Annotated in this window: 22 protein-coding genes; 17 read left to right on the forward strand and 5 right to left on the reverse strand. The window is 69.5% G+C overall.

Annotated elements, in window-relative coordinates; all coding sequences use genetic code 11:
* Positions 1–76: 76 nt before the first annotated feature.
* Genes ACVFYP_RS14505 through ACVFYP_RS14520 form a run of 4 tightly spaced genes read left to right on the forward strand, consistent with a single transcriptional unit; the run spans position 77 to position 4,412 of the window.
* Entirely contained in the window at positions 77–1,948 is a 1,872-nt protein-coding gene (locus tag ACVFYP_RS14505; RefSeq protein ID WP_499200897.1) for an ABC transporter permease, read from the forward strand.
* Positions 1,945–2,814 carry an ABC transporter ATP-binding protein gene (locus ACVFYP_RS14510; protein WP_499200898.1) on the forward strand — a complete coding sequence of 290 codons (870 nt, stop codon included), beginning with the start codon at positions 1,945–1,947 and terminating at the stop codon, positions 2,812–2,814. The genes ACVFYP_RS14505 and ACVFYP_RS14510 overlap by 4 nt, the downstream gene beginning before the upstream one ends.
* The gene (locus ACVFYP_RS14515; protein ID WP_499200899.1) at positions 2,807–3,529 is read left to right on the forward strand and encodes an ABC transporter ATP-binding protein; all 723 of its coding nucleotides are present in this window, start codon (positions 2,807–2,809) and stop codon (positions 3,527–3,529) included. The genes ACVFYP_RS14510 and ACVFYP_RS14515 overlap by 8 nt, the downstream gene beginning before the upstream one ends.
* A complete protein-coding gene (locus ACVFYP_RS14520; RefSeq protein WP_499200900.1) occupies positions 3,522–4,412 on the forward strand; it encodes an alpha/beta fold hydrolase in 891 nt (296 codons plus the stop codon). The genes ACVFYP_RS14515 and ACVFYP_RS14520 overlap by 8 nt, the downstream gene beginning before the upstream one ends.
* 50 nt (positions 4,413–4,462) lie before the next feature.
* Here the strand turns inward: ACVFYP_RS14520 and ACVFYP_RS14525 are convergent, their stop codons facing one another.
* From ACVFYP_RS14525 to ACVFYP_RS14535, 3 genes are read right to left on the reverse strand one after another with little or no spacing between them, the layout of a single operon-like run.
* Positions 4,463–5,596 (reverse strand): glutamate cyclase domain-containing protein, encoded by a 1,134-nt coding sequence (locus tag ACVFYP_RS14525; protein WP_499200901.1) that lies wholly within the window; start codon positions 5,594–5,596, stop codon positions 4,463–4,465.
* Positions 5,597–5,613: 17 nt separating this feature from the next.
* On the reverse strand, positions 5,614–6,600 hold the full coding sequence (locus tag ACVFYP_RS14530; RefSeq protein ID WP_499200902.1) for an NADPH:quinone oxidoreductase family protein: 987 nt from the start codon (positions 6,598–6,600) through the stop codon (positions 5,614–5,616).
* Entirely contained in the window at positions 6,597–8,252 is a 1,656-nt protein-coding gene (locus ACVFYP_RS14535) for a class I adenylate-forming enzyme family protein (RefSeq protein WP_499200903.1), read from the reverse strand. The genes ACVFYP_RS14530 and ACVFYP_RS14535 overlap by 4 nt, the downstream gene beginning before the upstream one ends.
* Positions 8,253–8,512: 260 nt before the next feature.
* On the opposite strand from ACVFYP_RS14535, the gene ACVFYP_RS14540 reads away from it, so the two are divergent.
* From ACVFYP_RS14540 to ACVFYP_RS14595, 12 genes are all read left to right on the forward strand, one after another.
* On the forward strand, positions 8,513–9,271 hold the full coding sequence (locus ACVFYP_RS14540; RefSeq protein ID WP_499200904.1) for a GntR family transcriptional regulator: 759 nt from the start codon (positions 8,513–8,515) through the stop codon (positions 9,269–9,271).
* A gap of 98 nt (positions 9,272–9,369) precedes the next feature.
* Entirely contained in the window at positions 9,370–11,187 is a 1,818-nt protein-coding gene (locus ACVFYP_RS14545; protein WP_499200905.1) for a thiamine pyrophosphate-binding protein, read from the forward strand.
* On the forward strand, positions 11,184–12,035 hold the full coding sequence (locus tag ACVFYP_RS14550) for an FAD binding domain-containing protein (RefSeq protein ID WP_499200906.1): 852 nt from the start codon (positions 11,184–11,186) through the stop codon (positions 12,033–12,035). Before ACVFYP_RS14545 ends, ACVFYP_RS14550 begins: the two co-directional genes overlap by 4 nt.
* Positions 12,032–12,502: a (2Fe-2S)-binding protein gene (locus ACVFYP_RS14555; RefSeq protein WP_499200907.1), complete on the forward strand. Its 471-nt coding sequence runs from the start codon at positions 12,032–12,034 to the stop codon at positions 12,500–12,502. The genes ACVFYP_RS14550 and ACVFYP_RS14555 overlap by 4 nt, the downstream gene beginning before the upstream one ends.
* Entirely contained in the window at positions 12,499–14,799 is a 2,301-nt protein-coding gene (locus tag ACVFYP_RS14560; RefSeq protein ID WP_499200908.1) for a xanthine dehydrogenase family protein molybdopterin-binding subunit, read from the forward strand. The genes ACVFYP_RS14555 and ACVFYP_RS14560 overlap by 4 nt, the downstream gene beginning before the upstream one ends.
* The gene (locus ACVFYP_RS14565) at positions 14,796–15,659 is read left to right on the forward strand and encodes an FAD binding domain-containing protein (RefSeq protein WP_499200909.1); all 864 of its coding nucleotides are present in this window, start codon (positions 14,796–14,798) and stop codon (positions 15,657–15,659) included. Before ACVFYP_RS14560 ends, ACVFYP_RS14565 begins: the two co-directional genes overlap by 4 nt.
* On the forward strand, positions 15,656–16,141 hold the full coding sequence (locus tag ACVFYP_RS14570; protein WP_499200910.1) for a (2Fe-2S)-binding protein: 486 nt from the start codon (positions 15,656–15,658) through the stop codon (positions 16,139–16,141). Before ACVFYP_RS14565 ends, ACVFYP_RS14570 begins: the two co-directional genes overlap by 4 nt.
* A complete protein-coding gene (locus ACVFYP_RS14575) occupies positions 16,138–18,471 on the forward strand; it encodes a xanthine dehydrogenase family protein molybdopterin-binding subunit (protein WP_499200911.1) in 2,334 nt (777 codons plus the stop codon). Before ACVFYP_RS14570 ends, ACVFYP_RS14575 begins: the two co-directional genes overlap by 4 nt.
* Complete coding sequence (locus tag ACVFYP_RS14580; protein ID WP_499200912.1) at positions 18,468–19,046, forward strand: SRPBCC family protein; 579 nt, start codon at positions 18,468–18,470, stop codon at positions 19,044–19,046. Before ACVFYP_RS14575 ends, ACVFYP_RS14580 begins: the two co-directional genes overlap by 4 nt.
* Positions 19,047–19,048: 2 nt before the next feature.
* The gene (locus ACVFYP_RS14585; protein WP_499200913.1) at positions 19,049–20,038 is read left to right on the forward strand and encodes an ABC transporter substrate-binding protein; all 990 of its coding nucleotides are present in this window, start codon (positions 19,049–19,051) and stop codon (positions 20,036–20,038) included.
* A gap of 34 nt (positions 20,039–20,072) precedes the next feature.
* Complete coding sequence (locus ACVFYP_RS14590; RefSeq protein ID WP_499200914.1) at positions 20,073–21,047, forward strand: tripartite tricarboxylate transporter substrate binding protein; 975 nt, start codon at positions 20,073–20,075, stop codon at positions 21,045–21,047.
* Between the two features lie 11 nt (positions 21,048–21,058).
* Complete coding sequence (locus tag ACVFYP_RS14595) at positions 21,059–22,009, forward strand: Bug family tripartite tricarboxylate transporter substrate binding protein (protein ID WP_499200915.1); 951 nt, start codon at positions 21,059–21,061, stop codon at positions 22,007–22,009.
* Between the two features lie 244 nt (positions 22,010–22,253).
* Here the strand turns inward: ACVFYP_RS14595 and ACVFYP_RS14600 are convergent, their stop codons facing one another.
* Positions 22,254–23,168 (reverse strand): polysaccharide deacetylase family protein, encoded by a 915-nt coding sequence (locus tag ACVFYP_RS14600; protein ID WP_499200916.1) that lies wholly within the window; start codon positions 23,166–23,168, stop codon positions 22,254–22,256.
* 58 nt (positions 23,169–23,226) lie between these two features.
* Entirely contained in the window at positions 23,227–23,970 is a 744-nt protein-coding gene (locus tag ACVFYP_RS14605) for a DUF4189 domain-containing protein (protein WP_499200917.1), read from the reverse strand.
* 148 nt (positions 23,971–24,118) lie between these two features.
* Here ACVFYP_RS14605 and hrpB point away from each other — a divergent pair, with 148 nt between their 5' ends.
* A complete protein-coding gene (gene hrpB, locus ACVFYP_RS14610; RefSeq protein ID WP_499200918.1) occupies positions 24,119–26,587 on the forward strand; it encodes an ATP-dependent helicase HrpB in 2,469 nt (822 codons plus the stop codon).
* Positions 26,588–26,652 lie beyond the last annotated feature (65 nt).

Raw genomic sequence — 26,652 nt, forward strand, 5'->3', positions numbered from 1 at the left:
CATTCGCGGCCTCGACCCGCCTGACGGCGGGTCGCATGGAAGGTCTGTTCACCGGGATGATGGACTCGCCCCCCGCATGATCGAGCTGTTCCTCAGCCAGTTGCTGAACGGGCTGGTGATCGGTTCGGTCTATGCGCTGATCGCGCTGGGCTTCTCGCTGGTCTTCGGCGTCGCCAATCTGATCAACTTCGCCCAGGGCGCCCTGCTGATGCTGGGCGCCTTCTTCGCTTTCACGCTGATCCAATGGGGCCTGCCGATCGTGGTGGCGGGCATCCTCTCCGTGCTCGCCACGGCCGCGGTGGGCATGCTGGTGGAACGGCTGGCGCTGCGGCCGCTGCGCAATGCGCCGGCCATCGCGCCGCTGCTGTCCACGCTCGCCATCGCCGTCATCGCCGATGCGGGGGCTGAGCTGATCTGGTCCGCCGAATCGCAACCCTTCCCGAGCCCGCTGCAATCCTTCGTCGTCTTCGTCGGCGGCGCCTTCCTGACCGGCGTGGACATCGCGACCTTCATCGTCTCGCTGGCCGTGATGGGCGGGCTGATGCTGTTCCTCTCGCGCTCCTGGACCGGCCGCGCGCTGCGCGCCACGGCGCAGGACCCGGAAGCGGCGGCGCAGATGGGCATCGACGTCGCCTTGATGCGCCAGATCGCCTTCGGCCTGGCCGGCGCGCTGGGGGCGCTCGCGGGCATATTGGTCGCGATGTACTACCAGTCCGTCTTCCCGCAGATGGGCGTGCCCTTTGGCATCAAGGGCTTTGCCGCGGCGCTGCTGGGCGGACTCGCCAGCATTCCCGGGGCGGTACTGGGCGGTTTCCTGCTGGGCATCTTCGAGAATCTCGCCAGCGGCTATGTCGGCGAAGGCTCGCGCGACCTGATCGCCTATTCGCTGCTGATCCTGGTGTTGATGGTGCGCCCACAGGGGCTTTTGGGCACCGGGAAGCTGGAGGCGCTGGGCGGCGTCGGCGGCGCATCGGGCGCCATCCCCACCACCTCCATCATCGCCAGTCTCGGCGGTGCCACGGCGCGGACGCGCAACTGGGTGCTGCGGCCGAAACTCTGGATGATGCTGGCGGTGATCGCGCTCGCCGCGCTGCTGCCTTGGCTGGGCTCGGCCTATGTGGTGCAGGTGGCGGCGGGCTGCGCCGTCTTCGCTATGCTGGCGCTGAGCCTGACGCTGCTCTCGGGCTCCGCCGGCATCATCTCCATTGGCCATGCGGCGCTGTTCGGCTTCGGCGCCTATCTCTGCGCCATTCTGGGTCGCAACCATGGCTGGCCGGTGGAGGGCATCCTGGCCGCCGCCGCCTTCGGCACCGCGCTGATGGCGGCGGTGGCGACGCTGCCGGCGATCCGCCTGACCGGCCATGCGGTGGCGCTGGCGACTCTGGCGGTGGGGCAGGTGGGTTATCTGCTGTTCCTGAACTGGATCGAGCTGACGCGCGGCCCGATGGGCATCGCCGGCATTTCTCGCGGCACGCTGCTCGGCGTCCCGATGCAGCCGCTGGATCGGCAGTACTGGTTGGCGCTGGCGCTGCTGGCGGTCTGCTACGTCATCGCACATCGCCTGCTGGAATCCCCCATCGGCCGCAGCTGGCGCGCGATCCGGGAGGATCGGCCGGCGGCGCATGCGGCTGGCGTGCCGGTGCGACGCTATTTGGTGCTGGCGGCCGCGACCTCCGGCCTGATCGCCGGGCTGGCGGGCGCGCAATTCGCCTGGCTGCAGGCCTTTGTCAGCCCGGATTCCTTCGTGCTGGAAACCAGCATCGTGCTGATCTCCATGGTGGTGCTGGGCGGCATGGGGAATATCGCCGGCGCCGTCATCGCCGGCGTGCTGCTGGCCATATTGCCGGAGGCGCTGCGTGCCTTCGACGACTGGCGGATGATCGTCTACGGCCTGATCCTGCTGGCGCTGCTGCGCTTCCGCCCGCAGGGGCTGGGCGGCGTGCGATGAGCGAAGCGCTGACCCAGGCCCTGGCCGCGCATCGCCATCCCGGCGCGCTGGTGCTGGAAGGCGTCACCCGCCGCTTCGGCGGGCTGGTCGCCACCAATGATGTCGGCTTTACCGTGCCGGGCGGCGAACTTTTGGCCATCGTCGGCCCGAACGGCGCCGGCAAATCCACTTTGGTGCAGCTCATCACCGGCTTCGTACGGCCGGATGCGGGCCGCATCCGTCTTGGCCCGCATGATCTGACGCGGCTGCCGCCGGAGCGCATCAGCGCCCTCGGCGTGGCACGCAGCTTCCAGACCAGCCGGGTCTTCCCCGGCCTGACCGTGCTGGAAAGCGTGCTGGTCGGCACCCAGGTGCAGTTGATCGGCGGCGGCCGCCTGCCGTGCGCCTTCAACACCTTGGCCGAGACCGCCTCCGTCCTGTTCGGCCTGCCCGGCTATGCCAGCCGCCGCCGCCTGCTGGAGGATCGGGCGGAGGCGACGCTGAAACTGTTTGGCGACCGCCTCTGGCCACGCCGGGACGCGCCGGCCTTCAGCCTGTCCTATGCCAATCGCCGCCGGCTGGAGATTGCCCGCGCTTTGGTCGCGGAGCCCGACCTGCTGCTGCTGGACGAGCCCACCGCCGGCATGAATCCGACCGAGACGGGCGAACTCGCCGACCTCATCGCGCAACTCCACGCCGACCGTCCGGCGCTGACCATCGTGATGATCGAGCACAAGCTTCAGGTGGTGCGGCAGCTCGCCTCCCGCGTCATCGTCATGAACCATGGCAGCGTGCTGGTGGATGCGACGCCGGAGGACGCGCTCGCCGATCCGCGCGTCGTCACCGCCTATCTCGGCCGCGCCGAGACGAGCCACGCCCATGGCTGAACCCTATCTCTCCATCGACGCCATCGACGTTTTCTACGGCCCGGTGCAGGCGCTGTTCGGCGTGACTGTGACGGTCGGGCGGGGGGAGGTGGTGGCGGTGCTCGGCGGCAATGCCAGCGGCAAGTCCACCACGGTGAAGGCGGCGCTCGGCCTGGTGCGGCCGCGTGCCGGGCAGATCACGCTGGCGGGCCAGCGCATCGACGGGCTCGCCCCGCACCAGATCATAGGCCGCAGCGTGGGATCGATCCCCGAGGGCCGCCGCGTCTTCGCCGAGATGAGCGTGGAGGAGAATCTGCGCCTCGGCGCCTATGCGCGGCGCGGCGATCCGGCTGAGCGCCTCCAGGCGGATCTGGAGGAAGCCTTCGCGCTGTTCCCACGCCTGGCCGAGCGTCGCCGCCAGGCCGCCGGCACGCTCTCGGGCGGGGAGCAGCAGATGCTGGCCATGGCCCGCGCCTGGATGCGCCGGCCGGAGCTGCTCTGCATCGACGAGCCCTCCATGGGCCTCTCGCCGCTGTTCGTGGATCATGTGTATGAGGTTCTGGCCCGCTGGAAGGCGGCCGGCCTGACCATCCTGATGGTGGAGCAGAACGCCAATATGGCCCTGCAACTGGCCGATCGTGCCTATGTGCTGCGCAACGGCGCCATCGTGGTGCAGGGCGCGGCGGCGGAGCTGGCGGGGGACCCGGAATTGCGCAAGGCCTATCTCGGTGGCTGATCTTTTGGGTGGTGCGACGATGCGCCAGGTGCTGGGCGCCGGGGGCGTGCGGCTGGCGGCGGTGGAGGGTGGTAATCCGGATGGCTCGCCCATCCTCTTCATCCACGGCTTTTCGCAGGCCGCGCTGTGCTGGACCCGGCAATTCACCGGCGAGCTGGCGCGCGATTTTCGTCTGATCGGTTTCGACCTGCGCGGCCATGGGCAGTCCGACAAGCCGGAGGACCCGGCCGCCTATCAATCCCCCGAGCTATGGGCCGATGACGTGGCGGCGGTGATCGCCGCCTTCGGGCTGGACCGCCCGGTGCTGGCCGGCTGGTCCTTTGGTGGGCGCGTTCTCGGCGCGGTGGCGCGGCGACATGGGACGGCGGCGCTGGGCGGGCTGGCCTTCGTCGGCGCCATCAGCAAGGGCGGCGTGCCGGATGCGCAGCGGTTTCGCGGCACCACCGGCCCGATCCAGGCGGCGATGGGCTCGGCGGACATGGCCGAGGCGGCGGCGGGCACGCTGCGCTTCATCGAGGCCTGTACCGCAGCCCCGCTGCCGCCCGATCTGCAACGGCTGATGGACCTGACCAATGGCATGACGCCGCCCTGGGTCCGCCGGGCCATGATGGGCTGGCAGGTGGACCATGACGATCTGCTGCCGACCCTGCGGGTGCCGGCGCTGGTGATCCATGGTGGCCAGGACCAGGTGCTGCTGCCCAGCGCCGGGCGCCACATCGCATCGCTGCTGCCGGGCGCCGAACTGCGCATCTATGAGGCCAGCGGCCACGCGCCCTTCCTGGAGGAGCCGGCGCGTTTCGACGCCGACCTCGCCGCCTTCACCCGTCGCGTTAGAGCATTTTCAAGCCTTGCGGCTTCGCAAGGCGACTCGGAAAATGCGTAAAAATAAATAGCTAGAGCTGTTTCACCGTCTTCGCTTTCGGTGAAACGGCTCTAGGGCCGGCTGAAGAAGGCCGCTTCCTCCGCCGCCAGGTGCTTTGCCCACATTGCGACGGTGGCCTCCGCCTTGCCGGTTTCCTGCCAGCGGCGGCCGAAGCCGGACATGCCATGCGGCCGGCGCTTGCGGTCCAGCCGCAGTTCCACCATGCAGCGTAGCAGTTCCAGGATGGATTCGCCCGCGATCGGCGGCGTGCCGTCCACCCAGCCATGCGCCATGCCGCTGGTCGGGTCGATGAAGCCGGCGCGCGACGCCGCATCAGCCACACGGCGTTCCACATCCAGGGAATGCAAGGCTTCCGGCAGATGCAGCGCGGCGGCGAGGCAGGCCTCGATGGCGTAGCTGCCCCAATTGGCGATGGTGGCAACCACCAGGATGTCGGTTTCGACCTTGGTGCCGATCAACTTGCCGGTCGGCACGACATCGCGCACCGCCTCCGGAATCCGGCCCATCCCGACCTCGTTGCCGCCATCGCCGATTCCGATGGTCAGCACGCCGCGGCGCTTCGCCTCATCGATATAGAGCTCCACCTTGCCGACCACATCAGTCACGTCGAGGCCCGGGCCGGTATGGGTGGTGCCGGAGAAATTCGGCGCCGGCTTCTCGATGCAGACCATCGCCTTGGCGTTGGTGCCATCGAAGCAGTGCACAGCTTCCACCGCCGCGCGGGCGCGGTCGATCGGCAGGGGCAGGATGGCGGCCTTGAAGGGCGTGGTGACGGCCATGTCCAGACCGATCACGTCGAGGCCGGTGGCGCGCACCAGCGCTTCCATCCGCGCGATATTGGTGACTTCGGTGAGGAAGACCGGCGTGGCATCCAGCGCCACGGCGATGGCGCGGCCGAGCAGCGCGGCGCCGACCGGGCCATCGGCTTCGGAGATCATCGCCGGCGGGTCGAAGAAGCCGGCGCAGATCAGCACCACGTCGCGCGGCTGCACGCGCTCCACCAAGGCGCGCGCGGCCATCGAGGACAGCGGCGCGCCCTGCAGCGCGCGGGCGGCCTCATACAGCTCCTTGGTGATGTTGCGGTTGGTGATGTCGGCGCCACCGCCCGACATGAAGACCTGGGCCGAGACCAGCCGGTCGGCGGATTCGCCGACGACCTGGCAGAGATCGAAATCCGGTTCCATTTTCTTGGGGTCTTTCCTCAGGGCGTCAGCACGATGCGGCCATTGACGGCGCGATCCCGCAAAAGCGCCAGTGCCTGCGCCACCTGATCCAATGTCATGACGGTCGCCGGCGCCGGCTTCACCAGGCCGCGTTCATAGAGGGCAAAAATTTCGGCGAAGCAGGCGGCGACGTCCTGGGGCACGCGCTTGCGGTAGTCGCTGATCTGCAACCCGCTGACCTCGATGTTCTTCACCAGCAGATAGTTGGCCTTCAGCGTCGGGATGTTCCCCGCCGCGAAGCCCACCACGACCAGCCGCCCCTTCCAGGCGAGTGCGCGGAGCGCCGCCTCGAAATAGATATCGCCGAGGGGATCGATGACGATGTCAACGGAACCGCCCCCCGTCACCTCCTTTACCTGCGCACGCAGGCTTTCGCGAATGTTCGGCTGCGACAGGTCGATGATCGCATCGGCGCCCGCATCCAGCGCCAACTGCGCCTTGGATGCGGAGGACACACCCGCCAGCACGCGGCCACCCAGCGCCTTCGCCAGCGCCACGGCGGCGAGCCCCACCGCGCCGGTCGCGCCGAGCACCAACACCGTCTCGCCTGGCTGAAACCGCGCGCGTTCGCGCAGCGCGAACCAGGCAGTGTCATAGGCCAGCGCCATGGACGCCGCTTCCGTGAAGGGCATGGCCGTTGGCAGGCGATAGCACTGGTTGGCGGGCGCGAGCGTGTATTCGGCGTAGCTGCCGATTTCCGCCATCGCCAGCACGCGATCGCCCGGCGCCCATTCCGTGACGCCTTCACCCACCGCTTCGATGATTCCCGTGGGACCCTTGCCCGGCGTGAAGGGCAAAGGCGGCACGAACTGGTAGCGCCCGGCGATCACCACCAGGTCTACATAATTAACGGACACCGCCTGCACGCGGACCAGCACCTCGCCTGGTCCCGGCGCGGGGCGTGGCAATTCGGTGATGACCACCGCCTCCGGCCCGCCAAAGGCGGCGACCTGCGCGGCCCTCATGCCGGCGCGCTCCAGCGCACCGGCACCGGCGTCAGGCGCCCGGCCTCCACCTCCGCCGCCACGCCGCGCTTCAGGATCTTGCCGCTGGCCGTCAGGGGAATCTCCGGCAGGTCGAGGAAGAATTCCGGCATGTCGTAGCGTGACAGGCCCGCGGCATCGAGATGTGCGAGCAGCGCCTCCGCCGTCACCTCCTGTCCCGGCTTGCGCATCACGGCCAGACACACCTTCTCCCCCAGCCGCTCATCCGCCACCGGCAGCGCGGCGGCGCGGGCGATGGAGGGGTGCTGCATGGCCAGTGTCTCGATTTTCGCGGGGAAGATGTTGTGGCCACCGCGGATGATCACATCCTTCTTGCGGCCGGTGATGCGGATGTAACCGGCCTCGTCCACCCAGCCGAGATCGCCGGTCAGGAACCAGCCTTCGCGATTGAAACTGTCCTCGGTCGAGGCCTGGTCGTCGAAATAGCCGAGCATCAGGCTGGTGCCGCGCCCGGCGATTTGCCCGGTCTCGCCGGGAGGCAAGGCCTGATCCGGATCGTCGCGCGAGACGACCTGGATTTCATAACCCGGCGCGGGGCGGCCGGAACTGCCGGTGATCAGCGCGGGATCGTCGCCGGGCAGGGTGTAGTGGGTGGAGCAGGCCTCCGTCATGCCATAGCCGGATTGCGGCGTGACGCCATGCGCCAGCAGATCCGCCACCACCTGCGGCGGCGCCGCGGCGCCGGAGATGCGGAAGCCGCGCAGCGCGCCGATGCGGGTCGCCTGGCGGCGCTTCAACTCCGCCAGCAGGTCGATGGCATGGGTGGGCACGCCGACCAGGAAGGTGGTGCCGGTGTCCACCAGCCGATCGAGCAGCGATCCGCCGCGCGGCAGGTCCGGCAGCACCAGCTCGCAGCCCGCTTCCACCGCCATCACCATGCAGCCGAAGCCGAGGTTGTGACTTAGCGGGCTCAAGGTCGCGATCACATCGCGCGAATCCAGGGACCAGTCGGCCAGAATGGCGCGGGCATTGGCCAGCACGGTGTTGTCGCTGTGCATCACGCCCTTCGGCGCCGCCGTGGTGCCGGAGGTGAAGGCGAGGTACAGCACGCCGTCCGGATGCCCGACGGGTGCGGCTTCCGGCGAGGTGGCCAGCGCCGGCCCCGCCCAGGCCTGCCGCGCCTCCGGCGACAGCTTCGCCATTTGATGCACTCGCTTCAGTGACGGGATCTCCGCCGCGCGCGCGAAAATGTCATGACGTGCCGCATCGGCGCCGTAGCCTTCCTCCGCGATCAGCGCGGCGGCGCGCATGCGTGTCAGCAATTCCGCCACCTCACCAACGGTGTGGTCGCGATGCAGGGATGGGCAGCAGACCAGCCCCTCGCGCGAACAGGCGAGCAGCGCGACCAGAACCTCAACACGGCTTGGCAGCCAGACGGCGACACGCTGCCCGGTGCGCAGTCCGGCGGCGCGCAGGTCGGCGGCCAGCGCATCAGCGGCTTCCACCAGCGCGCGCCATGTGATGGCGCGCTGGCGATCGCGCATGGCCACGGCCTCCGGCGTGCGCGTGGCCTGGGCGAGGGCTCTGGCATGCAAGGTGTGTGGTTGCCAGAAACCCGATTCGTAGCCTTGCCGCAGGCGGTCCGGACCAAGAGTGGTGAGCAGAGTTGTCATCAGAATGGGATGCCGGATGCGCGCGGCGCGAAGGGCGGGCGCTGGGTGAAGGAATTATCCTGACATTTAACCATGTCGTTGCGGCTGGCTGTCAACCATCTTCCCCCCTTGTTGCGACGCAGCTATTCTCGGCCGCAGGATACGACAGGAGCCTGCGGTCCGTGACATCTCCCGCCCGACGGAACCCGCGTGCGATTCCAGCGCCCGCCGCCGTGCCAACAACCCCGTCGCCCGGCAGTCGGGGTACCGCGCGGGCCTTCGTGCTCAATCGCATCGCACCGCTGAATCCGGCGCATGCCATGCCGCTCTATATGCAACTTGCCGAACGTTTCGTCGCCCTGGTGGCGCAGGGACAGGATGCGTTGGTCGGGCAGTCTTTGCCGACCGAAAGCGAATGCATGGCGCATTTCGGCATCAGCCGGCCGACGGTGCGCCAGGCCATGGCACATCTGGCGAATCTCGGCCTCATCACCCGCGGCCGCGGCCGGGGCACCTTCGTCGCGCCGCGCCGGCTGGACCATGATCTGAGCCTGGCCTTCGAGGATGAGGCACGCAATGCGCGCAAGCGCGTGTCCTTCCAGTTGCTGGATCGCCGCACCATCCTCGCCCCCGCCACCGTGCGCACCGCGCTGGAGCTGCCCGAGGGGTCGGAGGTTGAGATGGTGGAGCGGCTGCGCCTGCTGGATGGGGAGGTGTTCGGTCATGAGATGCGCTACCTGCCCCTCAGCGTCTCACGCCATGTGACGGCGCGGATGCTGGAACGTCAGGCGGTGAACACGCTGCTGCGTGCCGCGGTGGGGGAGGCGCCGAAGCGCATGCGCCTGGTGGTTCGCAGCGTGCCGGCGGATACGCGAATCGCCCGTCTGCTGGGCGTGAAGCGCGGCATGCCGCTGCTGGAAAGCGAGCATGTCTACCGCCTGGCCTCCGGCGCGCCGGTGCTCTGCGGATTCGTGCGCTTCCATGGCGACCGCTTCCAGTTCATCGCGGAGGCCGAAATTCGCAGCGAGGCACAGGTCTAGCACCTCGTCTGCCGCGCGCCGGGCATCATCGCCCTTGACGTCTCCGCCCTGCGCCGTCCTATTGTCAGGACATTCACGCATGAGGCGCGGGACAGGGCATGCCGCCGGACAGCAGAATACCGAACGCGCTGCCGAATGACGGGCCGGGGGCGATCGACCGCCCGGCACCGATGACCCAGCCGGAGTCGGCCTGGGGCAGCGACGCCGTGGCGGATATGCTGCGGGCGTTGGGCGTGCCCTATGTGCCGCTGAACCCGGGTGCGTCCTTCCGTGGACTGCATGACAGCCTGGTCAACCACCTCGGCAACCGCGACCCGCAGATGCTGCTCTGCCTGCATGAGGAACATGCGGTCTCCATCGCGCATGGCTGGGCCAAGGTGACGGGCAAGCCGCTGGCGGTGGTGCTGCACAGCAATGTCGGGCTGATGCATGGCAGCATGGCGATCTTCAACGCCTGGTGCGACCGCGTGCCGATGATCGTGCTGGGCGCCACCGGCCCGGTGGATGCGGCGCGGCGCCGGCCCTGGATCGACTGGATTCACACCGCGCAGGACCAGGGCGCGCTGGTGCGCAATTTCTGCAAATGGGACGACCAGCCGGCCTCCGTGCCCGCCGCCGTCGAATCGATGCTGCGCGCCAACCAGATCGCGACGACCGCGCCGCATGGGCCGGTCTATATCAACCTCGACGTCTCGTTGCAGGAAGAAGCGGCGCCGGCGCCGCTGGTGGTGCCGCCAGTCGACCGCTACCGCGCGCCGGAATCGCCGGTGCCGTCGCCCAAACTGGTCGCCGAGGCGGCGGCGCTGCTGCGGGGCGCGCGTAAGCCTGTGATCCTGATGGGCCGCGTCTCCCGCAACCAGGGCGACTGGGACCGGCGTGTGGCATTGGCGGAAAAGCTCGGCGCCACCGTGGTCACGGACCTGAAGGCCGGCGCCGCCTTCCCCAGCACCCATCCGCTGCACGGCCCGCCGCCGAGCGGCTTCCTGACGCCCGCCAACGCCAACGTACTGCGGCAGGCGGATGTGATCCTGGCGCTGGACTGCATCGACCTGGCCGGCACCTGCAAGCTGGTCTGGGACGGGCAGCCTCCGCCGGCGAAGATCATCCGGGCGTCTGTGGATCAGTTGGTCCACAATGCCTGGTCCATGGACTATCAGGGCCTGCCGCCGGCCGATGTCTATCTGCTGTGTGAGCCGGATGCTGCGGTCGCAGCGCTGCTCGATGCGATGGCCGATTTTTCGGGCCCCACTCTGCCGGCGGCCGTTGCGCGCTCCTGGCCAGCGCCGACGCCGGACAATGAGATCGGCCTGCCGGAGCTGGCCGGCGCGCTGCGCGCGGCGCTGGGCGACACGGCGACGACGCTGGTGCGCGTCACCATCTCCTGGCCCGGCACGCTGTGGGATTTTGGCGGGCCGCTGGATTTCCTGGGCGGCGATGGTGGCGCGGGGCTGGGTTCCGGGCCGGGGCTTGCCATCGGCGCGGCGCTGGCGCTGCGTGGCAGCGGGCGGGTGCCGGTGGCGGTGCTCGGCGATGGCGATTTCATGATGGGCGCGACGGCGCTGTGGACCGCGGCGCGCTACCGCATTCCGGGGCTGATCGTTGTTGCCAACAACCGTTCCAACTTCAATGACGAGCTGCACCAGGAACGCGTGGCGCTGACGCGCGGGCGGCCGGTGGAGAATCGCAGCATCGGCCAGGCGATCGCCGGGCCGGATATCGACATTGCCGCGCTGGTGCGCGCGCAGGGCGCGGTGGGGCTCGGCCCGGTGAGCGATCCGGCGGAGCTGGAAGGCGTGTTCCGGGACGCGCTGGCGCAGGTGGCGGAAGGACATTTCGTCGTCGTGGATGTGCGCATCCGCCCGGGCTACGAGGTCGCTACCGCCAGCGGCATGATGCAGCGCGGATCCAAGGCGTGAAGCCCGCGCCCTTTGACTGGCACGCCCCGACCACGCTGGCGGAGGCGGCTTCCCTGCTGGCGCAGCTGGCGCCGGAGGATGGGCGTGTTCTGGCCGGTGGGCAGAGCCTGCTGCCAGCCATGGCGCTGCGCGTTGCCCGGCCGCCGCATCTGGTGGACATCAATCGCGTCGCCGGGCTGGATGTGCTGGCCGTGGAGGATGGCGTGCTGCGCATCGGTGCGGTGGTGCGGCATGTGGCCTTCGAGACGCCGGTCGAGCCCGGACCGCTGGGCGCGCTGCTGGCGGAGGTGGTGCGCCATATCGCCCATTGGCCGATCCGCCAGCGCGGCACCTTTTGTGGCAGCCTGTGCCATGCCGACCCCGCCGCCGAATGGCCCCTGGTGGCTGTGGTGCTGGAAGCGGTGATGCTGGCGCATTCGGTGCGAGGGGATCGGCGCATCGCGGCGCACGACTTCCTGCGCGGGCTGCTGGACACGGCGCTGGCGCCGGATGAGCTGCTGCGCGGCGTCGAAATTCCGCTGCTACCGCAAGATGCGCGCTGGGGTTTTGTGGAAGTCAGCCGCCGCGCCGGCGATTTCGCCCAGGCCATGGCGCTGGTGGTGCTGCGTCTGGACGCGCAGGGCCGTATCGTCGCGCCGCGCCTGGGGATTGGCGGGGTGGAGGCGGTGCCGCGCCGCTTGGCCGTCGTTGAAGCCGTGCTGGAAGGGCAGGCGCCCTCCGACGCGATCTTCGCTGCGGCGGCGGAGGCCGCGGCCGAGGCGGTCGATCCGATGGAGGATGAGGCGTATCGCCGCGCCTTGACCCGCACCGTGACGTTACGAGCGCTGCAACGGGCCTGCCAGGCATGAAGGATCATGCCCTGACCCTGACGGTGAATGGCGCGGCCCATCGCATCACCGTGCCCGCGCGCCGCAGCCTGGCGGATGCCCTGCGCGAGGATTGCGGGCTGACCGGCACGCATCTCGGCTGCGAGCACGGTGTCTGCGGCGCCTGCACCGTGCTGGTGGATGGCGCGCCGATCCGCGCCTGCCTGATGCTGGCGGTGCAGGCGGAGGGTGCGGAAATCCGCACCGTGGAAGGCCTGGCTTCCGGCGGCGCGCTGAACCCGTTGCAGCAGGCCTTCACCGACCATCACGCCCTGCAATGCGGCTTCTGCACGCCGGGCTTCCTGATGCTCGCCACCGCGATGCTGGAGGAAAATCCGGCGATGGCGGAGGCGGAGATGGTGGATCGGCTTTCTTCAAATCTGTGTCGCTGCACAGGCTACACCAATATCCTGAAGGCGGTGCAGGCCGTGGCGGCGCAGCGGCGATGAGCGTCTTCGGGCAAAGCGTGACGCGGCTGGAGGATGCGCCGCTGCTGCGCGGCGAGGGCGCCTTTGCGGCGGACATCGACTTTCCGCGCCAGATCCAAATGCGCGTGGTGCGGGCAGAGATGGCGCATGCGCGGCTGATCTCGGTCGATGTCATGCCGGCGCTCACGCTGCCCGGCGTGATCGCGGCCTGGTCGGCCGCGGATGTGGCGGAGGTGCCGCCGATTCCATTCCGCGCCACCAAGGTGCGCGGGCTGGAACCCTATTGCCAGCCGATCCTCGCCCAGGGCCGCGTGCGCTATGTGGGCGAGCCGGTGGCCGTGATCTTCGCCGAGGATGCGGCTGTGGCGGAGGATGCCGCGGACCTCGTTCTGGTGGAGCTGGAGGAACTGCCGGCGCTGCTGGACGCCGCCGCGACGCCAGGGGATTTCGACGCGACGCGGGACACCGAACCCACCATCGTGCGCAAATCCTATGGCGAACTCGACGCCGCTTTTCGCGACGCGCATGCGGTTGTGGCGCTGGACCTCGCCATTGGCCGGCATTCCGGCGTGCCGATGGAAACGCGGGGCGCCATCGCGCGCTACGACGCGGCGCAGGATGTGCTGGAACTGCACGGCACGGCGAAGAAGCAGCACTGGAACCGCGACGAGATCGCCCGCCTGCTCGGCCGTGCGCCATCCTCAGTGCATCTCTTCGAGGGCCATGTCGGCGGCGGCTTTGGCGTGCGGGGGGAGCTGTATCCGGAAGACCTGTTGGTGTGCCTCGCGGCGCTACGTCTGCGCCGGCCTGTGAAATGGATCGAGGATCGGCGGGAACATCTGGTCGCGACGAATCACTCGCGCGAACAGCGGCATCGAATCCGCGCGGCGGTGGATGCGGAAGGGCGCATCCAGGCGATCGACAATGTCTTCTTCCACGACCAGGGTGCCTATATCCGCACCCATGGCGCGCGGGTTGCGGATATGTCGGCGGGTCTGCTGCTTGGCCCGTATCGCGTGCCGGCCTATCGCGCCACCGGTCATTTTCGCCTGACCAACAAGACGCCAGCCGCCACCTACCGCTCCCCCGGCCGCTTTGAGGGCAGCTTTGTGCGCGAGAGGCTGATGGATGCCATCGCGGCATGCTGCGGCCTGGACCGTGTTGAAGTGCGACGGCGCAATTTTGTCGATGTGTCGGAGATGCCTTATGCGCGGCCTCTGGATGCGCTGGGCACGGATGTGGTGCTGGATTCCGGCGACTATGCGCTGCTGCTGGACAAGGCGCTGAAGCGCTTCGGATGGGACGCGCGCGTCGCCGATGTGGCGCGGCGACGTGCGGCGGGCGAATGCGTCGGGCTGGGGCTGGGCGTCTTCGTGGAGAAGAGCGGGCTCGGTCCTTCGGACGGCGTGCGCATGACGGTGGATGCGACCGGCGCGGTGGAGCTGGTGACGGGCGCGGCCTCGGTGGGGCAGGGGGTAGAGACGGCGCTGGCGCAGATCGCGGCGGCGGCGCTCGGCGTGGATTATCGGCGCGTGCGCGTGGTGCGGGGCCGCACGGACCGCATCGAATTCGGCAGCGGCGCCCATGCCTCCCGCGTTACCGTCATGTCCGGCTCCGCGACGCATCAGGCGGGGCTGGCCCTCGCCGCCCTGGCGAAGCAGACGGCGGCCGCGTTGTTGCAGACTCCGGAAGATGCGCTGGAGATTGTCGACGGCGTGGTGCGTCGTGCCGATGCGCCGGAGGGTGCCTCCGTCACATTGGGCGAAGTCGCGCGCGCCTTGGCGCCGGGAACGAAGCTGTCGCGCGACCGCGCGACGCCGGGGCTGACGGTGGAGAGTTGGTTCCACAGCGATCACATGGCCTATCCCTATGGCGTGCATATGGCGCAGGTGGTGCTGGATCGCGGCACGGGGCAGGTGAAGGTCGAGCATTACCTGGTGGGTTATGATGTCGGCCGCGCGGTGAATCCGATGCTGGTCGAAGGCCAGATCGCCGGCGGCTTTGCGCAGGGCCTCGGCGGCGCGCTGTATGAGGAATTCCGCTACGACGAGCGCGGCCAGCCATTGTCCACGACCTTCGCGGATTACCTGATGCCGACCATCGCGGAGATGCCGCCGCTGGATATCCTGGTGACGGAAGACGCGCCGAGCCCGCTGAACCCGATCGGCGTGAAAGGCGCGGGGGAGGGCGGCACCAATGCCGTTGGTGCCGCCATCGCCTCCGCCGTCGATGATGCGCTGGGCGGGCGTGGCCAGATCACGCAGCTTCCGATCATGCCGCGCGACGTGCTGCGCTTCCTGGCGGAGGGCGCGGCATGAAGGCGCCGGCCTTCGAATATCACGACCCGACGACGCTGGCGGAGGCGATCGCGCTGCTCGGCCGCCTGGAGAATGCGCGACCGCTGGCCGGTGGGCAGTCGCTGATGCCGATGCTCAACATGCGCTTTGTACAGCCGGACCATGTGGTGGACCTCAATCGCATCGCGGAGCTTTCGGGCATCAGCGTGCTGGCGGATGGTGCGCTGGAGATCGGCGCCATGACGCGGCAGCGCGACATCGAACGTGATGCGCGCGTCGCCCAGGCCTGCCCGCTGATGGTCGAAGCACTGGCGCAGGTCGGCCATACGCAGACGCGCAATCGTGGCACCATTGGCGGATCACTCTGCCATATGGACCCGGCGGCGGAACTGCCGTTGGTCTGTGCGGCGGTGGAGGCTGTGGTGCGCATCGCTGGGCCGGATGGTGTGCGGGAGATGCCCTTCGCCGAGTTTCCGCTGGGCTACATGACGCCCGCGGTGGGGCCTGACGAATTGCTGGTGGGGCTGCGCCTGCCGGCGGCGCCGAAGGGGCAGGGGCACGCCTTTCTGGAATTCGCGCGGCGGCATGGCGACTTTGCCGTCGTCGCCGTGGCGGTGCTGCTGGACCCGGCGCCGGATGGGCGCGTGGCGCGCGCTTCCGTGGCGCTCGGCGGCGTTGGTCCGGCGCCACTGCGACTTGCGCAGGCGGAGGCGCTGCTGCGCGGCACGGCGGTGGAGGACGAGGTCATTTCCCGCTCTGTGGCCACCACAGCATCGCTCGATCCGATGGAGGATGCGTTGGTGCCCGGCTGGTATCGCCGCCACCTGGCCGGCGTGCTGCTCGGCCGCGCGCTGCGCATCGCACGGGGGCGCATGGCATGAGCGAGCGGCGGATCACGCTGGCGGTCAATGGCCAGCGCCACGACATCACCGTGCCGGTGCGCCGCAACCTGGCCGATGCGCTGCGCCAGGATTGCGGCCTGACCGGCACGCATCTCGGTTGCGAACACGGCGTCTGCGGCGCCTGCACCGTGTTGGTCGATGGGCGCTCTGCGCGCGCCTGCCTGATGCTGGCGGTGCAGGCCGAAAGCCTGGCCATCACCACGGTGGAGGGGCTGACGCCAGACTCCACAACACTGCATCCGTTGCAGCAGGCTTTTGCCAACAATCATGCGCTGCAATGCGGCTTCTGCACGCCGGGCATGCTGACCACGCTGGTGGAGCTGCTGGCCGAGAATCCTTCGCCGAGTGCGGCGGAGGTGCGCGTCGCCATCTCTGGCAATCTCTGCCGCTGCACGGGCTATGAGACGATCATCGCCGCGACGCTGGAAGCAGCCGCCGTGATGCGGGGAGAGGCGGCATGACGCGGATCGTCGGCCGTGACGTAAAACGCACCGAGGACCCCGCGCTGCTGCGTGGGCGCGGCCGCTTCGTCGATGACATCGCGCCGCCCGGTCTGCTGCACGCCGCCTTCCTGCGCAGCCCACATGCCCATGCGGCGATCCTGTCCGTCGATTGCAGCGCGGCGCGCGCCATGCCCGGTGTCCATGCCGTGCTGAGCTATGCTGATATCGCCCCGTTGTTGGCGGAACCGCGCCTGCGCGTCGCCCTGCCCAGCCCCGCCTACCGCCAAACGCTGGACCGCCCCATTCTTGCGGTGGATGAGGTGGTTCATGTTGGGGAGCCCGTGGCGATCGTCGTTGCGACGGACCGCGCCACGGCGGAGGACGCCGCCGCGCTGATCGAAGTGGAGTATGACCTGCTCGATCCCGTGGCCGATGCCGTGGCGGCCCTGGATGCCGATGCACCGCGCGCGCATCGCACGGCGCCGCACAATCTGCTCGCCGAGTTCACCCTGGCCTATGCCGATGTTGATTCGGCCTTCGCCGCCGCGCCGCACGTGTTGCGCGAGAGCCTGGATCAGCATCGTGGTGGCAGCCATTCCATGGAATGTCGCGGTTGCGTCGCCATTCCCGATGCGGTGGAGGACCGGCTTACGCTGTGGTCCTCCACCCAGACGCCCCATGTCGCGCGCCGCATGCTGTGTGACATGCTCGGCCTGGCGGAGGATCGCATCCGCGTGGCGACGCCCGATGTCGGCGGCGGCTTTGGCCCAAAGCTGGTCTTCTATCCGGAGGATGCGGCGGTGGCCGTCGCCGCGCGGATGCTGAAGCGCCCCGTGAAGTGGATCGAGGACCGGCGCGAGCATTTCGTCGCCACCACGCAGGAACGCGACCAACGCTGGGATGTGGAGATCGCCTTCGACGATACGGGTCGCATCCTCGGGCTGCGCGGCGAGGTCATCCACGACCACGGCGCCTATACCGCGCGCGGCATCAATGTCGCCTACGGCGCCGTTTCCGCCATGCCGCTGGCCTATGTCGTGCCGGCCTATGCCATGCGCTGTCACTCCGCCGTCACCAACAAGGTGCCGGTCACGCCGGTGCGCGGTGCGGGGCAGCCGCAGGGCGTCTTCGCGATGGAGCGACTGCTGGACGCGGCCGCGCGCAAGCTGGGGCTGGATCGCGCCGAGATCCGGCGGCGCAACCTCGTCCCCGGCGATGCGATGCCCTATGCGACGCCGCTGCGTACGCGCGGCGGGATGCAGGTTGTGCTCGACAGCGGCGATTATCCGCGCTGTCTGCAAGCGGCGCTGGATCGTGCGGAATGGGATGGTTTTGGAGCCCGCCAGGCGGCAGCGCGGACGCAGGGGCGCTATCTCGGCATCGGTCTCGCGAACTACGTCGAGGGCACGGGGCGCGGACCCTACGAACACGTCTCGGTCCGCATCGAAGCCTCCGGCCGCATCTTCGTCGCCACCGGCGCGGCGGCGATGGGGCAGTCCACCCACACCATGCTGGCGCAAATCGTCGCGGAGCAACTCGGCTTCGACATGGAGAATATCGAAGTGGTGGCCGGCGACACCGCCGCGGCGCCGCTCGGCCTCGGCGGCTTCAACAGCCGCCAGGCGGTGCTGGCCGGCACCTCCGCCCATGTTGCGGCGCTGAAGGTGCGCGAACGCGTGCTGCGCGTGGCGGCGACACTGCTCGAAGCCGCCGAGGCGGATCTCGAAATCGAGGGCCGCGCCGTGCAGGTGAAGGGTGTGCCCGCCATGCGCGTGACGCTGGCGGAGGTGGCACGCGCCGCCGCCGGCTTGCCGGGCTTCAGCATTCCCGGCGGCGCCGGCCCGGGCCTCGCAGCGTCGGAGGAAGTGGTCATCGATCCGATGAGCTACGCCAATGGCAGTTGCGTGGCGGAGGTGGAGGTGGATGAGGCCACCGGCGCCGTCACCCTCCGCCGTATCAGCTTCGTGCATGATTGCGGCCGCGCCCTGCATCCGCGCATTGTCGATGGCCAGGTGCTCGGCGGCATCACGCATGGCATCGGCAACGCGCTGTATGAGTGGATGGGCTATGACGAGCAGGCGCAGCCCGTCACCACCACCTTGGCGGAATACCTGCTGGTGACCTCCACCGAAATGCCGTCGGAGATTTCCATCGGCCATATCGAAAGCCCGACGCCGCTGAACCCGCTGGGCATCAAGGGTGTCGGTGAATCCGGCGTGATTCCGGTGGCGGCCGCCATCGCCTCCGCCATCGAGGATGCGCTGTCGCCTTTCAACGTCCACATCACGCGCGTCCCGGTGATGCCGCAGCACCTGGTCGCGCAGATTTCGCCGGAGGCGGTGCGATGAAATTCACCAATCACTTCGAAGTGCCGCTGCCCCCCGATGAGGCCTGGGCGCTGCTGCTGGACGTGCAGCGCATCGCGCCCTGCGTGCCAGGCGCCGAACTGACGGAGGTGATCGACGACCGCAGCTTCAAGGGTCGCGTCTCCGTAAAGCTTGGCCCTGTCGCGCTTACCTTCGCCGGCACCGCGCGTTTCGAGACCATCGACGAGGCCGCGCGCAGTGCCACCGTGAAGGCCCAGGGCACGGATGCGAAGGGCCGCGGCGGGGCCAATGCCGTCGCCACCTTCGTGCTCGCCCCGACGGACTCCGGCACGCGCGTGGACATCACGACGGACCTGAACCTCTCCGGCTCCGTCGCGCAATATGGCCGTGGCGCCGGCATGATCCAGGAAGTGGCCTCGCAGATCATCCGGCAGTTCGCCGAGGCCCTGCGCGCCGATATCGCCCGCCGCAGCCCGTCGCCGGCAACCCCGGACGCCGCACCGCCACCACCGCCGCCCCCCGCGGCCCCCATTGGCGGCTTCGGCCTGCTCTGGCGCGCCTTCCTCGCCTGGCTGCGCCGCGCGACGGGGCGCTGATCATGAAGCGCCTCACCCTCAGCCTGTCCTGCCCCGCCTATGACCGCACCCGGGCGCTGTTCGACGGGCGGGTGAGCGTGGAAGGCTGCGATATCATTCCCGTGGCGATGTCGCCCGAAGAGGCCTTCCACCGCGCCTTCCGGCACCAGGAATTCGACATCTCCGAACTCTCGATGTCGAGCACCATGGTGCAGATCGCCGAAGGCCGCTGCGCCTATGTGCCGATCCCGGTCTTTCCCTCCCGCCTCTTCCGCCATTCCGCCATCTACATCCGCGCCGATCGCGGCATCACGCGGCCGGAGGATCTTCGCGGCCGCATCGTCGGCGTGCCCGAATATCAGATGACCGCGGCGCTCTGGGTGCGCGGCATCCTGCAGGACGAATATGGCGTGGCGCCCGCCGAGATGCGCTGGCGCAGCGGCGGTCTTGAGGAAGCGGGTCGGGGCCAGGTGGTCGCGCTGAACCTGCCGCCGGATGTCGAGTTGCAGACGATCGGCGCCGAGGAAACCCTTTCCGGGCTGCTCGATGAAGGCCGCATCGATGCGCTGCTGACGGCCCGCGCCCCCTCCTGCTTCGGTCGCAATCCGAATGTTGTGCGCCTGTTCCCCGATTATCGCGCGGCGGAGGAAGACTACTTCCGCCGCACCGGCATCTTCCCGATCATGCATCTGGTCGGCATCCGTCGCAGCCTGGTCGAGCAATTCCCCTGGCTGCCGGTCAATGTCTTCATGGCCTTCGAACGCGCGAAGCAGCTCTGCTACACGGATCTCGCGAAGATCGGCCATCTGTTCACCACACTGCCCTGGGCAGTCGAGGAATTGACGCGCACCCGCGCGTTGATGGGAGAGGATTTCTGGGCCTACGGCGTGCAAAAGAACACGCAAGTGATCCAGGCGATGACACGCTACGCGGCGGAACAGGGACTCACCCGACGACATCTGTCGGTGGAAGACCTGTTTCCCGCATCGGTCATCGATCTCGCCAAAGTCTGACGGCATCTGAAACCGCGCTTCTGGGGGCTTCAACATGACCGCACCAACCATCACCCGTGCCGCCTTCCTGTCCGGCGCCGCCGCCCTGGCCTTCGCCGGTGGCCGTAGAGCGCAGGCGCAAGGACGACCGCTGCGCATCGTGCTGCCCTATGCCCCCGGTGGCGTGGTGGACACGCTGGGCCGCGTGCTGGCGCAGGGCATGACGGATGCCATGGGCGTGCCCGTCGTCGCCGACAATCGCCCGGGCGCGGGTGGCATGATCGGCTCCGACCACGTCGCCAAATCCGCCCCGGATGGCGCCACCGCGCTGGTGATGGACCCGGCCATCATCATCAACCCCTCGCTTCAGGCGAGCGTGCCCTACGACGTCTTCCGCGATCTGAAGGCCGTCTCCATCGTCAGCTCCTCCCCGCTCGTCTGCGTCGTCTCGCCGTCGCTGCCGGTGAACAACCTGATGGAGCTGGTGGAATACGGTCGCGCGCATCGCGGCCAGCTCAGCTACGCCTCCGCCGGCGTCGGCACCACGCCGCATCTGGCCGGCGAAATGCTGAACCAGCGCACGGGGATCGAGGCCACGCATATCCCCTATCGCGGCATCGCCACCTCCTTCGCCGATATCATGTCCGGCAAGGTCCACTTCGCCTTCAGCAGCATCGCCGGCGCGCGTGGCCTGGTTCTGGACGGCCGCATGCGCGGCTTGGCCACCACCGGCGCCACCCGCCCTGCGGCGCTGCCGGACCTGCCCACCGCCGTCGAGGCCGGGCTGCCCAACTTCGTCATCGATCTCTGGCTCGGCGTCTTCGTGCCCAGCGCGACACCGGATGCCACCATCGCCACCATGCACCGCGCCATCCAGGCGGCGCTCGCCAAGCCTGAGACCGCCGCCGCCTTCCTGCGCGCCGGCGCCGAGGTGCGGCACACCTCGCCCGCTGAAGCGGCGGACATCCTGCGCACCGAACACGCCATGTGGCGGGACCTGATCACCACCGCCAAGATCACACTCGGCTGAGGGCACTCATCATGACCCTCACACGCCGCGCGGCCCTCGCGCTGCCCTTCCTCGCCACGCCGGCGCTCGCCCAGGCGCGGCCGGTGCGCCTGCTGGTCGGCTTCGCCCCCGGCGGCGCGGCGGATACGATCGCCCGCCTGGTCAGCGCCCGCATGGGCGAACATCTTGGCCAGACCGTCATCGTCGAAAACCGCAGCGGTGCCAGCGGCACGCTGGCCGCCGCCCAGGTGGCCCAGTCAGCCCCCGATGGCACATCCCTGCTCTTCGCCACGCTGACCCACGCGACCAACCCCTTCCTGTTCCAGGGCCTGCCCTTCGACTACGCCACCGCCTTCGCCCCTGTCAGCCAGGTGGTGATCTGGCCGCAAATCCTGGCCGTGAAGAATGACTTTCCTGCCCAGAGCTTCGCCGAATTCCTGACCCTGGCACGCGCCCGCCCCGCCACCATCAGCTACGGCACCCCCGGCAACGCCACCGCCCAACACCTGATCGGCGAAATGCTGCAACGCCAGGCCGATATACGCCTGGTCCACGTGCCCTATCGCGGCGGCGCCGATGCCGCCCGTGATCTCTCGGCCGGCGTCATCGACGCCGCCTTCATGACCACCTCCACCGCCCTGCCCATCCTCTCCGGCAACCGCGCCCGCCTGCTGGCCGCCGCCACCACCACTCGCCTGCGCGCCTATCCGGACACCGCGACCATCGCCGAATCCGGCATCCCCGGCTTCGAACTCAACGACTGGTGCGCCATCTTCGCCCCCGCCGCGACCCCCACACCAACCCTCACCCGCACCCACGCCGCCCTGACCCACGCCTTGGCGAACCCGGAGGTGCAAACCCGCCTGCGCGACCTCAGCACCGAACCCGTCGGCAGCACCCCCGAAGTCTTCACCCAATTCCTGACCACCGAATCCACCCGCCTCGGCACCCTGATCCGGGACGCGAATATCCGGATCGGGTGATCCTGGAAGGCGCGGCACTGGGTGAGTTGCAAGGAGGGCTCTGCCCTCCCTGCACCCTCCCGCCAAGGGGCAGTGGCCCCTTGGAACCCTTTGATTCATGAAGAGAAAAGGAGAGGGGCCGAAGCGACCGCATGTTCAGCGGTCCCTCTGGCCCCTCTCCATTTCTCTTCAAGGTCCTGAGGTCCAGGAGGCCACTGCCTCCTGGCAGGGGGTGCAGGGGGACAGCGTCCCCCTGCAAGGCCATTCAGCGCCCCCCTCCCAGCATTTCCGATCCCGGTATCGTGCCTTGGGGCAGGTTGGCGGCGTAGGTGGCGAGGTCGCCGGGGCGGGTTAGCCAGATGTCGTCGCGGTGGGTCAGGATGTGGCGCAGGGCGTTGCGCAGGGGGCGCAGGCGGAAGGGTTGGCCGACGACGAAGGTGTGCAGGACGATGCTGCAGACCAGGGGGCGCTTTTTGGATTGTTCGAGCATTTCGTCGAACTGGTCGGTGATCATGTCGGCGAATTCGCGTCCGCTGTGTTGGCGGAAGACCATGGCGGGGCTGTCGTTCAGCTCGATGGAGTAGGGGACGGAGAGGATGGGGCCGGCGCGGGTGGACATCCAGAAGGGTTGGTCGTCGGCGGGCAGGTCCATCATGTAGCGGAAGCCTTCTTCGCGCAGCAGGTCGAGGGTGACGTTGCTTTGCGCGAGGTAGGGGCCGAGCCAGCCGGTGGGCGGCGCGCCGGCGTGGCGGGTGATGGCGTCGCGGGTTTCGACGATCAGGCGGCGTTCGTCTTCTTCCCAGAGGGTGTCCTGACGTTCGGCGTTGCTGCGGCCGTGGCCGATGAATTCGTCGCCGCGTTTCAGAAGTGCGGGGGCGATGTCGGGCATGTAGTCGAGGGCGGCGCTGTTGACGTTGTGGGCGGAGGGGATGTCGAGCTCGTCCAGCATCTCCAGCATGTTCCAGAGGCCGACGCGGTTGCCGTAGTCGCGCCAGGCGTAGTTGCGCGCGGATTGCGGTGCGTTGACCTGGGCGCTGTCGCTGCCCATGCCGGCGCGGAAGGCGAAGTGTTCGATGTTGTTGCAGACGATGACGGCGAGCTTGGCGCCGTTTGGCCAGCTGTAGGTGGGGCGCGTGGGGATGGCGCTGGGCGCATAGCGGCTGTGGCTGGGCAGCTTCATAATGTCAGGTCCTTTGCAGGTGGCCTGACGCTATGGCGTGGGAAGGCTGGCGGCAACCTCAGCTGCGGCAGGCGGAGGCGCTGATGCGGCAGACGGCCATCGGGTCGCGGGACCGGCATTCGGCAATCGCCTGCTGTTCGGCATGCGCCTGCGTGGCACCGCTGCCGGCGGAGAGCGAGGTGACGACGTAGGAGTTGGGGTCGGAGGTCATGAACAGCGCCCATTGGCTGCGCTTCACGCCATGCGCCGCGGCGCCGCAGGCCTCGGTGAATTCGGCGAGGGGCCGGCAGTCGGGGCCGCCGGCGGTGCAGGCCTGCTGGGCGATGCGATGCGCGGCCATCCGATCCGCCTGCCCCACGACGAGGCCAAAGCCGGCGGAGGGGGTGCGGGCGCCGTAGATCACGCCATGGCTGGCGGCGGGGCGCGCGGCGGCCGGGGTGGCGGGCACCGGGCGGGGTGCCGGCGCGGCGGTACGATAGGCGACGGGCTGCGTCATGCGTTGAGGAACCGGCGGGGTGGCGCGCCGTGGCGCGGCGGGCTCGCTGCCCGGCGCGCGGCCACGGCCGGTGGCTTCCGCGGTGCCGCGATGGGATTGGGTGGAAAGGTAGGCCAGGGTCGCGTCGCAGCGGATGGCGCAGGCTTGCGCGGTGCGGGCGCGGTTGGCGCCCAGCTGGGCATTGCCGGCTTCGTTGCAGCTGGCGCGGCACATGTTCGCCGTTTCGGGATGCGGGCGCTGCTGCGCCACAGCCAGGCCGGGCAGGGACAGGAAGGCGAGGCTGGCGGCGATCAAGGCGGGGCGCATTGGACAGGTCCTTGGGCGGGTCTCGTGGTGGCGCCCTTTTGCTCGCCTGATCTTGCCGCGTGATGTCGTGCTGGTGATGCAATGGCTTGTCATGTTTCGTGCGGTGAGCCGCGTGTGACATTTGTTTCGCGGCGTCCTACGCACGGCCATGACCTTGCCCGATCTACCTGTCTCCGAAGCCCTGCCCCGCCTGACGGCGGCGTTGCGCGCGGGCGCCAATGCGGTGCTGGTGGCGCCGCCTGGCGCCGGCAAGACCACCCTGGCGCCGTTGGCCCTGATGGCGGAGCCCTGGGTGCAGGGGGGCAGGATTCTCGTGCTGGAACCGCGGCGAGTGGCGGCACGGGCCGCGGCACGGCGCATGGCGGAGCTGATCGGGGAGGGGGCGCCGGGCGGCACCATCGGCCTCGCCACCCGGCTCGACCGCATGGTCTCCGACCGCACGCGGGTGGAGGTGGTGACAGAGGGGCTGCTGGTGCGCCGGCTGCAATCCGATCCGGGGCTGGAGGGTGTGGCCGCGGTGCTGTTCGACGAGGCACATGAGCGCAACCTCGACACCGACCTGGCGCTGGCCTTCTGCCTCGACCTGCAAAGGGCGCTGCGGCCGGAGCTGCGGCTGCTGGCCATGTCCGCCACCCTTGATGTCGCGCGCTTCGTCGGGTTGCTGGGCGATTGCCCGGTCATTGAATCCCTCGGCCGGGCCTATCCGGTGCAGGTCGAGTATAGGGCGCGGGACATTAAGGAAGCGCGTGAATTGCCGGATGCGATGGCCGGCGCGATCCGGGAGGCGCTGCGCACCCATCCCGGCGATGTGCTGGCCTTCCTGCCCGGCTGGGGTGAGATCCGTCGCACGGCGGAGCGGCTTTCGGGGATCGAGGCGGAGGTCCTGCCCCTGCATGGCGAATTGCCGCCCGCCGAGCAGGACCGGGCGCTGAACCCTTCGGACCGCCGCAAGGTGGTGCTGGCGACCTCGATCGCCGAAACCTCGCTAACCGTGCCAGGGGTGCGGATCGTGGTGGATGGTGGCTTCCGGCGCACGCCGCGGCTGGACCCGGCTTCGGGGCTGGCGCGGCTGGCGACGGTGCGGATTAGCCGGGCGGCGGCGGAACAGCGCGCCGGCCGTGCCGGGCGCACCGCGCCGGGGGTGGCGATACGGCTGTGGACGGAAGCGGCGCATCGCGGCCTCGCCTTGCAGGACCGGCCTGAGATCCTGGAGGCGGAGCTGTCCGGCCTCGCCTTGGATTGCGCCGCCTGGGGCGCCGCGCCGGCCGATCTGGCGTTCCTCGATCCACCGCCGGCGGGTGCCATGGCGGCGGCGCGGGCGCTGCTGCGGGATCTGGATGCGCTGGATGGGGAAGGGCGCATCACCGCCATGGGGCGCGGCATGGCGCGCATGGGCACGCATCCGCGCCTGGCGCGCATGCTGCTGGCGGCGGTGGATGAGGGGGAGAAGGCCCTGGCCGCCGACCTCGCCGCGCTGCTGGAGGAACGGGACCCGCTGCGTGGCCGCGACCAGCCGGCCAATATCAACCTGCGGCTGGAATTGCTGCATGGCGGCGACCATCCGGATGCCGATCGCGCCACGGTGCAGCGCATCCGCCGCGCCGGGGCGCTGCATCGCCGCCGGCTGCGGCTGCATGGCAGCGCGCTGCCCGGGGGCGAGGCCGGACCGCTGCTGGCGGCGGGGTTTCCGGATCGCATCGCGGCGAAGCGCGGCGGGATGGACGGCGCCTTTCGACTCGCCTCCGGCCAGGGCGCCCGCCTTGGTGCGACCGATCCGCTGTCCCGCGCGCCGCTGCTGGCCGTGGCCGACCTCGAATTGCTGGGGACGGAGGCGCGCATCCGCATGGCGGCGCCGCTGGATCGTGCCGCGCTGGAAGCGCGCTTCCCCGAAAGGCTGCGCTGGGTGGAGGGGGCCGCCTTCGACGCCCGGGCCGGCGCCGTGCTCGCCCGCCGCCGGCTGATGTTCGGCCCGCTGGTGCTGGAAGACCACGCTTTGTCCAGCGCCGACCCCGCCACCATCGCCGCCGCCTTGGCCCAGGGCATCGCCGAGCGCGGTCTGCGCGACCTCGACTGGTCCAATGCCGCGAAGCAGCTTCGCGCCCGCATCGGCTGGATGCGGCGGGCGGAGGGGGAGGCCTGGCCCGACCTGTCCGACGCCGCGCTGGTCGCGACCGCAGCCGATTGGCTGGCGCCACATCTGCATGGTCGGACCAAGCTGACGGAGGCCAAGGCGATCGACATGGTCGCGGTGCTGCGCGGCCTGCTGCCCTGGGATCAGCAGCGGCGGCTGGATGCGGCGCTGCCGGCGCGGCTCGATCTGCCGGCCGGGCGCTCCGCCGCCATCGACTATGACCGGGACGTGCCGACGCTGGAGGCGCGCGCCCAGCATCTGTTCGGGCTGGAACGCCTGCCGCCGCTGGCCCAGGGCCAGGTGCCTTTGCAGGTAGCGCTGCTGTCGCCGGCCAGCCGGCCGGTGGCCATCACCGGGGACCTCGCCGGCTTCTGGCGCGGCGCCTGGGCGGATGTGCGGCGCGACATGCGGGGCCGCTATCCGCGCCATCCCTGGCCGGAGGAACCCTGGGCCGCGACTCCGCCGCCCCCACCGCCCCCGCGGTAACGCTTCGCAATCCGCCGCGACTTGACCTATCCGCGGCCATGGCGCCCGTTGTTTACGAAACCATA

Source organism: Roseomonas sp. F4, from assembly GCF_053891155.1.